12 protein-coding genes are annotated in these 12,210 nt (G+C 67.9%); 4 read left to right on the top strand and 8 right to left on the bottom strand.

Annotation, left to right across the window (positions count from 1 at the left end):
* Positions 1-51: 51 nt before the first annotated feature.
* Both ACFSL4_RS05375 and dnaB read right to left on the bottom strand, forming a co-directional pair.
* Entirely contained in the window at positions 52-1,437 is a 1,386-nt protein-coding gene (locus ACFSL4_RS05375) for a serine hydrolase domain-containing protein (protein WP_381079051.1), read from the bottom strand.
* 75 nt (positions 1,438-1,512) lie between these two features.
* Complete coding sequence (dnaB, locus tag ACFSL4_RS05370; protein WP_381079049.1) at positions 1,513-2,967, bottom strand: replicative DNA helicase; 1,455 nt, start codon at positions 2,965-2,967, stop codon at positions 1,513-1,515.
* 457 nt (positions 2,968-3,424) lie between these two features.
* Between dnaB and ACFSL4_RS05365 the strand changes: the two genes are divergently transcribed.
* Positions 3,425-4,762: an MATE family efflux transporter gene (locus tag ACFSL4_RS05365; RefSeq protein WP_381079047.1), complete on the top strand. Its 1,338-nt coding sequence runs from the start codon at positions 3,425-3,427 to the stop codon at positions 4,760-4,762.
* A 102-nt stretch (positions 4,763-4,864) separates the two neighbouring features.
* Here the strand turns inward: ACFSL4_RS05365 and rplI are convergent, their stop codons facing one another.
* The 4 genes from rplI to rpsF all read right to left on the bottom strand — a co-directional run bounded on the left by rplI (position 4,865) and on the right by rpsF (position 6,591).
* Positions 4,865-5,311 (bottom strand): 50S ribosomal protein L9, encoded by a 447-nt coding sequence (rplI, locus tag ACFSL4_RS05360; RefSeq protein ID WP_381079045.1) that lies wholly within the window; start codon positions 5,309-5,311, stop codon positions 4,865-4,867.
* Positions 5,312-5,329: 18 nt separating this feature from the next.
* Positions 5,330-5,566: a 30S ribosomal protein S18 gene (gene rpsR / locus ACFSL4_RS05355; RefSeq protein WP_003949403.1), complete on the bottom strand. Its 237-nt coding sequence runs from the start codon at positions 5,564-5,566 to the stop codon at positions 5,330-5,332.
* An 81-nt stretch (positions 5,567-5,647) separates the two neighbouring features.
* Entirely contained in the window at positions 5,648-6,223 is a 576-nt protein-coding gene (locus ACFSL4_RS05350; protein ID WP_381079043.1) for a single-stranded DNA-binding protein, read from the bottom strand.
* Between the two features lie 77 nt (positions 6,224-6,300).
* On the bottom strand, positions 6,301-6,591 hold the full coding sequence (gene rpsF / locus ACFSL4_RS05345) for a 30S ribosomal protein S6 (RefSeq protein ID WP_381079041.1): 291 nt from the start codon (positions 6,589-6,591) through the stop codon (positions 6,301-6,303).
* Positions 6,592-6,855: 264 nt separating this feature from the next.
* On the opposite strand from rpsF, the gene ACFSL4_RS05340 reads away from it, so the two are divergent.
* The 3 genes from ACFSL4_RS05340 to ACFSL4_RS05330 all read left to right on the top strand — a co-directional run bounded on the left by ACFSL4_RS05340 (position 6,856) and on the right by ACFSL4_RS05330 (position 9,604).
* Positions 6,856-7,173, top strand: a complete 318-nt coding sequence (locus ACFSL4_RS05340; RefSeq protein ID WP_381079039.1) for a hypothetical protein — start codon at positions 6,856-6,858, stop codon at positions 7,171-7,173.
* Between the two features lie 155 nt (positions 7,174-7,328).
* Positions 7,329-8,447, top strand: coding sequence for a peptidoglycan bridge formation glycyltransferase FemX (gene femX / locus ACFSL4_RS05335; protein WP_381079037.1), 1,119 nt, complete (start codon positions 7,329-7,331; stop codon positions 8,445-8,447).
* 125 nt (positions 8,448-8,572) lie between these two features.
* Positions 8,573-9,604 (top strand): alanine racemase, encoded by a 1,032-nt coding sequence (locus tag ACFSL4_RS05330; protein WP_381079035.1) that lies wholly within the window; start codon positions 8,573-8,575, stop codon positions 9,602-9,604.
* Positions 9,605-9,803: 199 nt separating this feature from the next.
* Here ACFSL4_RS05330 and ACFSL4_RS05325 read toward each other — a convergent pair whose 3' ends face one another.
* Complete coding sequence (locus ACFSL4_RS05325; RefSeq protein ID WP_381079033.1) at positions 9,804-11,318, bottom strand: glycosyltransferase family 87 protein; 1,515 nt, start codon at positions 11,316-11,318, stop codon at positions 9,804-9,806.
* Positions 11,319-11,447: 129 nt separating this feature from the next.
* Positions 11,448-12,210: penicillin-binding transpeptidase domain-containing protein (locus ACFSL4_RS05320; RefSeq protein ID WP_381079031.1), on the bottom strand; the 763-nt coding region annotated here is incomplete at its 5' end.

Genomic DNA, 12,210 nt, shown 5'->3' with positions numbered 1-12,210 from the left:
GACACCCTGTCTGCGTTCCCGGACGCACCGTCAGCATTCGGAATGACTCGTCTAGCGGATCCCGCTCCACCCCTCAGGATCCACACCACCGGGCACGGGAGCCCTTTCGTCATACGGCTGCCGCGTGAACACGAACGACCCAAGGTCCAGATGACTCACAGACCCGTCCGGCCGCCGTACGGCCTTCAGCAACTCCCCCGCGTAGTAGCCGTCGAGCCCCGTCCATGTGCCATCGCCATTGGACCGCAGACGCGACCGACGGCCCACACCCGACATCGGGTCCAGTGAGACACCGCCATCGGCCGTCAACCGCAGAACAAAGCCCTGCGTACCCCAGTACCACTGTCCCGCCAATTCCAGAACCGACCGATCCACATCGGGCAGCGGCCGCCACGGCTCAGGGATCCGGGGTTCCGCCTCGGCCACGACACCGATGAGATCGGCTGCGACGGTGAAGGTCGAGGGCCCCGAGGTGCAGTTCGCCAGCACGACGGCTGCCACATCGTCCTCGACACTCAGAGCAAGACCCGCCAGGAAGCCCGGCAGAGAGCCGGAGTGCCCGGCAAGGAGACGCCCGTCCCGGCGCTCGAGCTGCAGTCCGAGACCGTACGCAGAACCATCCACCACATCCGCCGCCTCGGCGGGCGCCGCAGGCATCCGCATCTCCGCAACGGACTCCGCACTCAGCACCCGCTCGTCGCCCCGCGCCAGGAAGACAGCGAAACGCGCCAGGTCACCCGTCGTCGACCAGAGCTGACCGGCCGACGCCATCCGCCCGAGATCCTCCGCAGGCTCCGAAAGCATCACGTCCGCCCACGGATGCACCGCCCAGCCCCCCGCATGCGGTGCCTGCGGCCGGCAACTCGTTCGCTGCAGCCCCAGCGGCTCCAGGACCTCATGCCGCAGCACCTCCTCCCACGAGGCACCACGCACCTCCTCGACCAGCGCACCCAGAAGCGCGTAACCCGGGTTGGAGTAGTGAAACCTGCGCCCCACCGGGTGGCGCAGCGGCTGCTCACCCAGCACATCCCCAAGCCGGGGACGCAGCGAGCCGGGCGTACGCTCCCACCAGGGCGCGGGCGACTCAGCCGCCAGACCACCGGTGTGCGCGAGCAGTCCGGCGATGGTGGCCTCCCCCACACCGGTACCGGGCAGGTGCTTCTCCAGCGGATCACCGAGATCCACGACACCCTCGTCCCGCAGCCGCAGCACCAGCACCGCCGTGAAGGTCTTGGTGATCGACCCGATGCGGTACTGGACGCTCTCGTCCGGGACCTGACCCTCCAGAGAGGTTCGCGAACCATGCCACACCGTCCGCCCGTCCCGTACGACGGCAGCCACCAGCGACGGCGCCCGCCCCTCCGCCTGAGCGACAGCGATACGGTGCAGCAGGGCCCTGCGGGTGGCGGGCAGAAGCTCATCCTGGAATGACGTCATAACACCAGTCCACTCGGCCCAGCGCACCACGTCGAGCGCTTTTGTCCCGGGTCGCCGCACTCGGACGCGGCCGCCTCAGGTCTGCGCCATGTCCACAAAACGCGAGTAGTGCCCCTGGAAGGCCACGGTGATCGTCGCCGTCGGGCCGTTGCGGTGCTTGCCGACGATGATGTCCGCCTCGCCCGCGCGCGGCGACTCCTTCTCGTACGCGTCCTCACGGTGCAACAGGATCACCATGTCGGCGTCCTGCTCGATCGAGCCCGACTCGCGCAGATCGGACACCATGGGCTTCTTGTCGGTGCGCTGCTCGGGACCTCGGTTGAGCTGCGAAAGCGCGATCACCGGCAGCTCCAGCTCCTTGGCCAGCAGCTTCAGGTTCCGGGACATCTCAGAGACCTCCTGCTGCCGGCTCTCCGACCGCTTGGAGCCGGACTGCATCAGCTGCAGATAGTCGATCACAACCAGCTTCAGGTCGTTGCGCTGCTTGAGGCGACGGCACTTGGCCCGGATCTCCATCATCGACAGGTTCGGCGAGTCGTCGATATAGAGCGGCGCGGCCGAGACGTCCGGCATGCGCCGCGCAAGCCGGGTCCAGTCCTCGTCCGTCATCGTGCCGGACCGCATGTGGTGCAGGGCCACGCGTGCCTCCGCGGACAGCAGACGCATCGCGATCTCGTTACGCCCCATCTCCAGTGAGAAGATGACGCTCGGCAGGTTGTGTTTGATGGACGCCGCGCGCGCGAAGTCCAAGGCCAGCGTCGACTTACCCATGGCAGGACGGGCGGCGATGATGATCATCTGGCCCGGATGCAGGCCGTTGGTGAGCTGATCCAGATCGGTGAAGCCGGTCGGGACACCCGTCATCTCCCCCGACCGTGAGCCGATCGCCTCGATCTCGTCGAGCGCGCCCTCCATGATCTCGCTGAGAGGCAGATAGTCCTCGGCCGTGCGCTGCTCGGTGACCGCGAAGATCTCCGCCTGGGCACTGTTGACGATCTCGTCGATATCGCCGTCTGCCGCGTACCCCATCTGTGTGATGCGCGTGCCCGCCTCGACCAGACGGCGCAGAACCGCGCGTTCGTGCACGATCTGCGCGTAGTACTCGGCGTTCGCCGCGGTCGGGACCGTCTGGACCAGCGTGTGCAGATAGGGGGCGCCGCCCACCTTGGTGATCTCGCCGCGCTTGGTCAGCTCGGCGGCGACCGTGATCGGGTCGGCCGGCTCGCCCTTCGCATACAGGTCGAGGATCGCCTGGTAGATCGTCTCGTGCGCGGGCCGGTAGAAGTCATGGCCCTTGAGGACCTCGACGACGTCGGCGATCGCGTCCTTGGACAGGAGCATGCCGCCGAGGACGGACTGCTCGGCATCGAGGTCCTGAGGCGGGACACGCTCGAACGAGGCTCCTGAACCCTCCCACGTACCGCTGTCGCGTCCCCGGTCATGCTGCTCGTCGCGGCGGCGGGAGGCGGGCACACGATCGCTGGGTCCGCTGTCGGCCCACGGATCGTCCAAGGGCTCGGAAATGGTCACCGGGCCGCCTCCTCCCGTCCGCCGAGCGGACCTCGCCGTGCACCCCAGTTCTAGGACACGACACTGACAAGCGAGAAGCCCAGCTCCGGTTCAGACGCGTCGAACGGGCGCTTTTCCGAGGACGGAAGGGAAGCGGGCGCCGGACCACGTTAGGCCCGACGGCACCGTCAGCCAATCTGGTTATCCACAGGGCATGTGGATGACCAGCCCCAGGCTGTGGAGAACTCCGCAAAACCTGTGTACGACACGGTGGACAGCGCTGTGAACAAGCCCGCAGCCGTCACACCAGAACGCCTATGACCTGGGGATTTCCCGTCCACCGGCTGTGCAGAAGAAAAACTTTCCCGGTCGGATCAAGATCCTCACGAACGGTGCACAGCACCACGGCATCCCAGATTTACTGTAAGGACCACTAGGGCATTGCGTCTCTTACCTGTGGACGATTAGATTGATGGCCATGACACAGGCTCCCGCGCCACCCCGCGCCAGCCGACGCCGGTCAGACCGGGAGATCGTCGCTCTGGCCCTTCCGGCCTTCGGCGCACTCGTCGCAGAGCCCCTCTTCGTGATGGCCGACAGTGCGATCGTCGGCCATCTCGGCACCGCACAGCTGGCCGGCCTCGGCGTCGCCTCGGTCCTCCTCACCACAGCGGTGAGTGTCTTCGTCTTCCTCGCCTACGCCACCACGGCCGCGGTCGCCCGCCGTGTGGGCGCGGGCGATCTGCGGACCGCCATCCGCCAAGGCATGGACGGTATCTGGCTGGCACTCCTGCTCGGAGTGGCGGTCACCACCGTCGTCCTGTTCTCGGCCCCCGTCATCGTGGACCTCTTCGGCGCCTCGGGGACCGCCGCCCCGCATGCGACGGCCTACCTGCGGATCTCGGCGCTGGGCATCCCGGCGATGCTCATCGTACTGGCGGCGACGGGGATCCTGCGGGGACTGCAGAACACGAGGACACCGCTGTACGTCGCCGTCGCGGGCTTCGTCGCGAACGCCGTCCTCAACGCCGGCCTCGTCTACGGCGCCGGTCTGGGTATCGCCGGCTCCGCCTGGGGAACCGTCATCGCCCAGTGCGGCATGGCCACCGCGTACCTCACCGTGGTCGTGCGGGGCGCCCGTCGGCACGGCGCCTCACTCCGGCCCGACGCGACCGGCATTCGTGCCTGTGCCCGGGCCGGGGTCCCCCTGCTGGTCCGCACGCTCTCGCTGCGGGCGATCCTGATGATCGCCACCGCCGTGGCCGCCCGGCTCGGTGACGTGGACATCGCCGCACACCAGATCGTCCTGTCCCTGTGGAACCTGCTCGCCTTCGCCCTGGACGCCATCGCCATCGCCGGGCAGGCCGTCATCGGACGCCATCTCGGCGCGAACGACGCCCAGGGGGCCCGTGACGCATGCCGCCGCATGGTGCAGTGGGGTGTCGGCACCGGGATCGGACTCGGACTGCTGGTGCTCGCCGCCCGTCCGCTCCTCCTGCCGCTGTTCACCAGCGACCCGGCCGTCCGTGAAGCGGCCCTGCCCGTCCTGGTGGTCGTGGTCGTCACACAGCCCGTGTGCGGGATCGTCTTCGTCCTGGACGGGGTGCTGATGGGGGCGGGGGACGGACGGTATCTCGCCTGGGCGATGCTGCTCACCCTGGCCGTCTTCGCTCCTGCGGCGTTGCTCGTTCCGGTCCTCGGCGGCGGGCTCGTGGCCCTGTGGGCGGCGATGACCCTGATGATGGTCGTGCGGATGCTCACGCTGTGGCTGCGCTCCCGTTCGGGGCAGTGGATCGTGACGGGCGCGACGCGCTGACCGAAGGCCGCCGTATCACGGTGTTTCACGTGAAACGCCACCAACGCGGAGGGCCGCACCCCGAAGGGTGCGGCCCCACCGTCGCTTCAGCGAGTACCGCGCTTACGCCGCGATGACCTCGATGCTGACCTTGGCGGCCACCTCGGGGTGCAGACGCACGGACGTCTCGTGAGAGCCCAGCGTCTTGATCGGCGTACCCAGCTCGATGCGGCGCTTGTCGACCTCGGGGCCGCCCGACGCCTTGATCGCCGAGGCGATGTCGGCCGGGGTGACGGAACCGAAGAGACGGCCGGAGTCACCGGAGCGGACCGCCAGCCGGACCTTCACACCTTCGAGCTGGGCCTTGATCTGGTTGGCCTGCTCGATGGTCTGGATCTCGTGGATCTTGCGAGCACGACGGATCTGCTCGACGTCCTTCTCGCCGCCCTTGGTCCAGCGGATCGCGAACTTCCGCGGGATGAGGTAGTTGCGAGCGTAACCGTCCTTGACCTCGACGACATCGCCCGCGGCACCGAGGCCGGAGACCTCGTGGGTGAGGATGATCTTCATGAGTCGGTCACCCTTCCCTTAGCGCGCGGTGGAGGTGTAGGGCAGCAGCGCCATCTCACGGCTGTTCTTGACGGCCGTGGCGACGTCACGCTGGTGCTGCGTGCAGTTGCCGGTCACGCGACGGGCACGGATCTTGCCGCGGTCGGAAATGAACTTCCGCAGCATGTTCGTGTCCTTGTAGTCCACGTACGTGACCTTGTCCTTGCAGAAAGCGCAGACCTTCTTCTTCGGCTTGCGCACAGGCGGCTTCGCCATGGTGTTTCTCCTGTGTGATCAAGAAGTTGGGGTTTGCCCCGCCCTCGACCCGGCCCGGCCCCGGGGGCCCGGCCCGACGGTCTAGAAGGGGGGCTCGTCCGAGTAGCCGCCGCCGGAGCCGCCGGAGCCGCCGCCCCAGCCACCACCACCGCCGCCCTGGCCACCGGCTGGAGCGCCGGTCGCCCACGGGTCGTCGGCCGGAGCGCCGCCCTGCTGGCCGCCACCAGGGCCGCCGCCCCAGCCGCCGCCACCCTGGCCGCCACCGCCGCCGTAACCGCCCTGGCCACCGCGGCCGCTGGTCTTGGTGACCTTGGCCGTGGCATTGCGCAGGCTCGCTCCGACCTCGTCGACGTCGAGCTCGTAGACCGTGCGCTTGACGCCCTCGCGGTCCTCGTAGGACCGCTGCTTCAGCCGGCCCTGCACGATGACGCGCATGCCTCGCTGGAGCGACTCGGCGACGTTCTCCGCCGCCTGGCGCCAGACCGAGCAGGTCAGGAACAGGCTCTCGCCGTCCTTCCACTCGTTCGTCTGGCGGTCGAAGGTGCGGGGTGTGGACGCGACGCGGAACTTCGCGACCGCCGCACCGGACGGGGTGAAGCGCAGCTCGGGGTCGTCGACAAGATTGCCGACGACCGTGATGACGGTCTCGCCTGCCATGGGGGAACCTCTCGGCGGGTTTGCTGCTGGCTGCTTGTGCTGCTACTCGAATCCCGGGACCGGCTGAGCGTGGGCGCTCAGTGGGTCTCGGGGCGGAGGACCTTGGTCCGGAGGACCGACTCGTTCAGGTTCATCTGGCGGTCGAGCTCCTTGACGACCGCAGGCTGGGCCTGCAGGTCGATGACCGAGTAGATGCCCTCGGGCTTCTTCTTGATCTCGTACGCGAGACGACGACGGCCCCAGGTGTCGACCTTCTCGACCTTTCCGCCACCGTCACGGACGACGGAAAGGAAGTTCTCGATCAGCGGGGAGACAGCGCGCTCCTCGAGATCGGGGTCGAGGATGACCATCACCTCGTAGTGACGCATGTGGAACCCACCTCCTTTGGACTCAGCGGCCACGGTCGTTCCGTGGCAGGAGGGTTGTGATGCGTACGCAACGGTATCGGCCGCCACTGACAATCGGGGGCCGCTCGGCGGTTTCCCCGGGCTCGGCCTGTACAGACACCGGTGCAGACGGTACAGAGTACCCGCACACGACTTCCGGTTGAAATCCGGGCCCGAGGACCGTCAATCTGTACACATCGGGTGTGTATGGCGCTACGAAGCGCCGATTTCCGCAGGAGGTGCCCCATGGCACAGGTATTGCGACCCAACACCACCGGTTCCCTCTTCGCCACGGACGGCAAGCCGCACCCCGTCCAGGACACCCTGCTCGGGGTGACCCTGGTCCTCGGGATCACGGCCCTGGTCACGGCGATGTTCCACAACCTGCATCTCGTCAGCTCCTGGACCGGCCTGGTGGGGGTCATCACGGGCGCATACGGGCAGTTCATCTCCGTGACGACCCGCGAGCGCTTCGGACTGATCCTGGGGCTCGGTGCCGCCGCCATCGGCTTCTTCCTCGGCATGGCGCACGGCGGCCTGTTCGGCGGAGTCGTCGGAGGCTGACCCTCGGGCCGCCGGACGGTCGCAAACCGTCCGGCGGTTCGACGCACAAAGGTTCCACACGCCCAGACGGGGCGCTCACAGGGCGCAGTAGGCTTCGGCGCGAGAGCCGGAGCCCCTGTACCCATGGGGACACACCAGCCCGAGGAGCGCCCCGAATGAGCCTGACCCTGAGGACTATCAGCCGCGAGCAGCATCTGGCGTACATCCAGAGTCTGCCGTCGGCGAGCCACATGCAGGTTCCGGCCTGGGCGGACGTCAAGGCGGAGTGGCGCTCCGAGAACCTCGGCTGGTTCGACAGGAACGGCGAGCTCGTCGGTGTCGGACTGGTGCTGTACCGCCAGCTGCCCAAGATCAAGCGGTATCTCGCGTACCTGCCCGAAGGTCCGGTCATCAACTGGTTCGCGCCGAATCTGGACGAGTGGATCCGGCCGATGCTCGCGCATCTGAAGCAGCAGGGTGCCTTCTCCGTGAAGATGGGCCCGCCGGTGATCATCCGGCGCTGGGAGGCCAACTCGATCAAGCAGGGCATCCAGAACCCGGATGTGAAGCGTCTGCGTGACATCGAGGCGGACTTCATAGAGCCGCGTGCCTTCGAGGTGGCCGACAAGCTGCGCCGCATGGGCTGGCAGCAGGGTGAGGACGGTGGCGCCGGCTTCGGCGACGTGCAGCCCCGGTACGTCTTCCAGGTGCCGCTCGCCAACCGTTCTCTGGAAGAGGTCCACAGGAACTTCAACCAGCTGTGGCGCCGCAACATCAAGAAGGCCGAGAAGGCGGGCGTCGAGGTCGTCCAGGGCGGCTACCAGGATCTTGAGGAGTGGCAGCGGCTGTACGAGATCACCGCTGTGCGTGACCACTTCCGGCCCCGCCCGCTGTCGTACTTCCAGCGCATGTGGACGGCCCTCAACACCGAGGACCCCAACCGCATGCGGCTCTACTTCGCCCGCCACAACGGCATCAATCTGTCCGCGGCGACGATGCTGGTCGTCGGCGGGCACGTCTGGTACTCCTACGGCGCCTCCGACAACGTCGGGCGCGAGGTCCGGCCCTCGAACGCGATGCAGTGGCGGATGCTGCGCGACGCCTACGCGCTCGGAGCCACCGTCTACGACCTGCGCGGCATCTCCGACTCGCTGGACGAGACGGATCACCTCTTCGGTCTGATCCAGTTCAAGGTGGGCACGGGCGGGCAGGCCGCCGAGTACCTCGGCGAGTGGGATTTCCCGCTCAACAAGCTCCTCCACAAGGCGCTCGACATCTATATGTCGCGCCGCTGACCTGCCGGAGCCGTGCCGGGGTGCCCGGCTGCCGGGCATCGGGCCCCGCCGACCGTGCGGATCCGTCACAATTCCCTTTCAGACCCTGACACACCGCAGCCACGAGAAAGGTTCCGGGACCGGCCATGGCGCTCACGCTCTACGTCGACACCGCGCGCTGGCGGGCACACCACAAGCACGTGCAGGAGCAGTTCCCGGGGCTCGTCCCCGTCTGCAAGGGCAACGGCTACGGCTTCGGCCACGAACGGCTGGCGGAAGAGGCCACGCGCCTGGGCGCGGACATCCTTGCCGTGGGCACGACCTACGAGGCGGCCCGGATCAAGGACTGGTTCGGCGGTGACCTGCTGGTGCTGACCCCGTTCCGGAGGGGCGAGGAGCCCGTACCGCTGCCCGACCGCGTCATCCGCTCGGTGTCGTCCGTGGACGGCGTGTACGGGCTCGTGGGTGCCCGGGTGGTCATCGAGGTGATGTCCTCGATGAAGCGGCACGGCGTGAGCGAGCAGGACCTGCCGCAGCTGCACGCCGCCATAGAGAACGTCCGTCTGGAGGGCTTCGCCATCCATCTGCCGCTGGACCGCACCGACGGCTCGGATGCCGTCGAGGAGGTCATCGGCTGGATGGACCGGTTGCGTGCGGCACGGCTGCCGCTGCACACGATGTTCGTCAGCCATCTCAAGGCGGAGGAGCTGGCGCGGCTGCAACAGCAGTTTCCGCAGACCCGCTTCCGGGCCCGTATCGGCACCCGGCTGTGGCTGGGGGACCATGAGGCGACCGAGTACCGCGGAGCCGTCCTGGATGTCACGCGCGTGTCCAAGGGCGACCGGTTCGGCTACCGGCAGCAGAAGGCGGCCTCCGACGGCTTCCTGGTCGTCGTGGCGGGCGGAACGTCGCACGGGGTGGGTCTGGAGGCCCCCAAGGCCCTGCATGGCGTCATGCCCCGCGCCAAGGGCGTCGCCCGGGCCGGGCTCGCGACGGTGAACCGGAACCTGTCCCCGTTCGTCTGGTCGGGAAAGCAGCGCTGGTTCGCCGAGCCCCCGCACATGCAGGTCTCGATCCTGTTCATCCCCGCGGACGCCACGGAGCCCAAGGTCGGTGACGAGCTGGTGGCCCATCTGCGGCATACGACGACGCAGTTCGACCGGCTGGTGGACCGGTAGGACGTCGGGGATTCGAGGAGTACGCCTTCGGTGGCCTCCTTGTTGTCCTTCCACTGGGCGAAGACCCTGGGGTACGTGCCGCTCGCATGGTTTTCTTCGGCCGTCCTGGTGGACGACCAGCGCTGTTCGCTCACAGCGATCCGCTCCGTAGGAGAACGTAAGATCGAGAGCGGCTCAGCGGTGCGAACTCTGCGCTGCTTCACTCGTTGGTGGCGGACTGATGCGTTCCGCTGGGAGATCCGCCCCAGTTGACATACGGGCCCTCCACAACGGGCGCCGCGTGCCGCGGTGGATGGGCTGCGGCGCCCAGCACGAAGACGTCCGGGGCGCCGTCCAGTACGCCGCCCGCCGGGTCGTCGTCGCCGGCCCGGCGCACCACGTCCCGTTCCGGCATGAAGATGTCGCGTACGACGACGGCGCACAGGTAGAGCGTCCCGAGCAGGTGCACGGCGATGGCCAGTTGGTACCCGTCCGTCGGCAGACCCTTGTGGGCGTCTCCGCTGGTCGTGTACGCGAGGTACATCCAGATCCCCAGGAAGTACGCCACCTCGCATGCCTGCCAGATCAGGAAGTCCCGCCAGCGCGGCCGGGCCAGTGCGGCGAGGGGAACCAGCCACAGCACGTACTGCGGCGAGTAGACCTTGTTGGTGAGGATGAACGCGGCGACGATCAGAAAGGCGAGCTGAGCGAAGCGCGGCCGGCGTGGAGCCGTCAGCGTCATCGCGACGATGCCCAGGCAGACGAAAAGCATCATGATCATCGCCCAGGTGTTGGCCGTGTCCGGGGTGATCTGTACGTCGAACCAGCGCGAGACGAACAGGAACACCGACCCGAAGTCGACCCCGCGCTCCCGGCTGAAGCTGTAGAACTTGGCCCATCCCTCGGGGGCGAGGACCATGACGGGCAGATTGACCACGAGCCACGCGCCCGCGGCGGCCAGAGCCGCAGTCGAGAACTCGCGCCACTTGCCCGCCCGCCAGCACAGCACGAAGAGCGGTCCGAGCACCAGGAACGGATAGAACTTGGCAGCCGTGGCGAGCCCGACCAGAAGGCCGAAGGCGAGGGCGTTGCCGCGCGACCACATCAGCATCGCGACGGCCAGCAGGGCCACGGCGAGCAGGTCCCAGTTGATGGTGGCCGTCAGTGCGAAGGCGGGCGCGAGGGCGACCAGGAGGCCGTCCCAGGGGCGCCGGCGGTGGATGCGGGCAGCGCACACGGCGATGACCGCGGCGCACACCATCAGCATTCCGGCGTTGACCATCCAGTAGATCTGCTCACGGGACTGGAGCTCCCCGCCGCCCGGGGTGAGCCACGACGCAACCTCCATGAAGACACCGGTGAGAACCGGGTACTCCAGGTAGTCCATGTCGCCCGGGAGCTTGTCGAAGTAGGGCACGAGACCATCGGCGAAGCCGCGCCCCTGGTAGAGGTGGGGGATGTCCGAGTAGCAGGCATGCGTGTACTGCGAACTGGCGCCGAAGAACCAGCCGCTGTCGTAGCAGGGCAGCTTCTGGACCATGCCAAGGGCGAACATGCCGATCGCGACGAGCGCCACGACCCGCACGGGTGTCCACCAGGACGTCCCGAGCAGCGCGCGTCGTCCGATAGGCCCCCCGATCAGCTCACTGCCGACTGCGGCGACCTCGTCCTCCCTGGTCGGCCGCACCGTGTCCGGCTCGTGCACACTGGCTCGCGTCGTTTCTGCACTGGGCATGAGGGCCATCCTGCCGCATCCGGCTGGGAGAACGCCGAGGGCCGCCACACCTGACTGGTGTGACGGCCCTTCGCTGGTCCGCGTTTCACGTGAAACGGAGCGTTTCACGTGAAACACAGTCAGTGATGATTACCCGTACGGGCCCCCGAAGATGCCGCCGTTGCCATTGCCACGTGAGTTTCCGCTGCTGAGGGTGGGCGACGGTGACGTGGTCACTCCGCCTGTGCTGCCGCCGGTGGTACCCCCGTTGCTGGTACCCCCGTTGCTGGTGCCGCCGTTGGTGTTGCAGTTCCAGCCGAAGTTGCCACAGGTGAAGCTCGGCGTCGGCGTGGGGGAGACGGTCAGCGTCGGCGTCGGCGTCGGGGTCGGGGTGTCCGTCACCGTCTGGGTGGGCGTGGGCGTCACGCTCGGGCTCGGGGTGTCGTTGATGATCTCACCGATGGGCTCGGGCGTCGGGAAGGTCTTGGCGGGCAGGCCCTTGAGCGCCTGTGCCATGTAGTCGTGCCAGATCTCCGCGGGGAACGAGGCACCGTGAATCTTCTTCTGGCCACCCGTTCCGTACATCTCCAGGAACTGGCGCTGCTTGTTCTTCTCGTTGTCGTCCATGCGGTACATGCCGATCGCCGTCGACAGCTGCGGGGTGTACCCGACGAACCAGGCGGACTTGTTGCCGTCGGTCGTACCGGTCTTGCCCGCCACGTCGCGGCCGGGGAGCCGTGCCGCGGTGCCGGTGCCCCTGTCGACCACGGTCTTGAGGACATCGGTCACGTTGTCGGCGACCGCCGAGGTGAATGCCTGCGAGGGCTGTGCGGTGTGCGTGTAGGGCGTCCCGTCCTGGTCGGTGACCCTCTCCACGGAGTACGGGTCGTTGTGCTTGCCGCTGGCCGCGAAG

Source organism: Streptomyces caeni (assembly GCF_042678285.1).
GTDB lineage: Bacteria > Actinomycetota > Actinomycetes > Streptomycetales > Streptomycetaceae > Streptomyces > Streptomyces caeni.
The sequence above is the reverse complement of the archived record's forward strand: the minus strand, read 5'-3'. Positions and strand labels throughout refer to the sequence as shown.

Bases quoted from the DNA above. Each gene is read 5' to 3' on its own strand.
- ACFSL4_RS05350 (WP_381079043.1), bottom strand. From the start codon at position 6,223: ATGGCAGGCGAGACCGTCATCACGGTCGTCGGCAATCTTGTCGACGAC.
- ACFSL4_RS05365 (WP_381079047.1), top strand. From the start codon at position 3,425: ATGACACAGGCTCCCGCGCCACCCCGCGCCAGCCGACGCCGGTCAGAC.
- ACFSL4_RS05375 (WP_381079051.1), bottom strand. From the start codon at position 1,437: ATGACGTCATTCCAGGATGAGCTTCTGCCCGCCACCCGCAGGGCCCTG.
- rpsR (WP_003949403.1), bottom strand. From the start codon at position 5,566: ATGGCGAAGCCGCCTGTGCGCAAGCCGAAGAAGAAGGTCTGCGCTTTC.
- rpsF (WP_381079041.1), bottom strand. From the start codon at position 6,591: ATGCGTCACTACGAGGTGATGGTCATCCTCGACCCCGATCTCGAGGAG.
- ACFSL4_RS05330 (WP_381079035.1), top strand. From the start codon at position 8,573: ATGGCGCTCACGCTCTACGTCGACACCGCGCGCTGGCGGGCACACCAC.
- rplI (WP_381079045.1), bottom strand. From the start codon at position 5,311: ATGAAGATCATCCTCACCCACGAGGTCTCCGGCCTCGGTGCCGCGGGC.
- ACFSL4_RS05325 (WP_381079033.1), bottom strand. From the start codon at position 11,318: ATGCCCAGTGCAGAAACGACGCGAGCCAGTGTGCACGAGCCGGACACG.
- ACFSL4_RS05340 (WP_381079039.1), top strand. From the start codon at position 6,856: ATGGCACAGGTATTGCGACCCAACACCACCGGTTCCCTCTTCGCCACG.
- femX (WP_381079037.1), top strand. From the start codon at position 7,329: ATGAGCCTGACCCTGAGGACTATCAGCCGCGAGCAGCATCTGGCGTAC.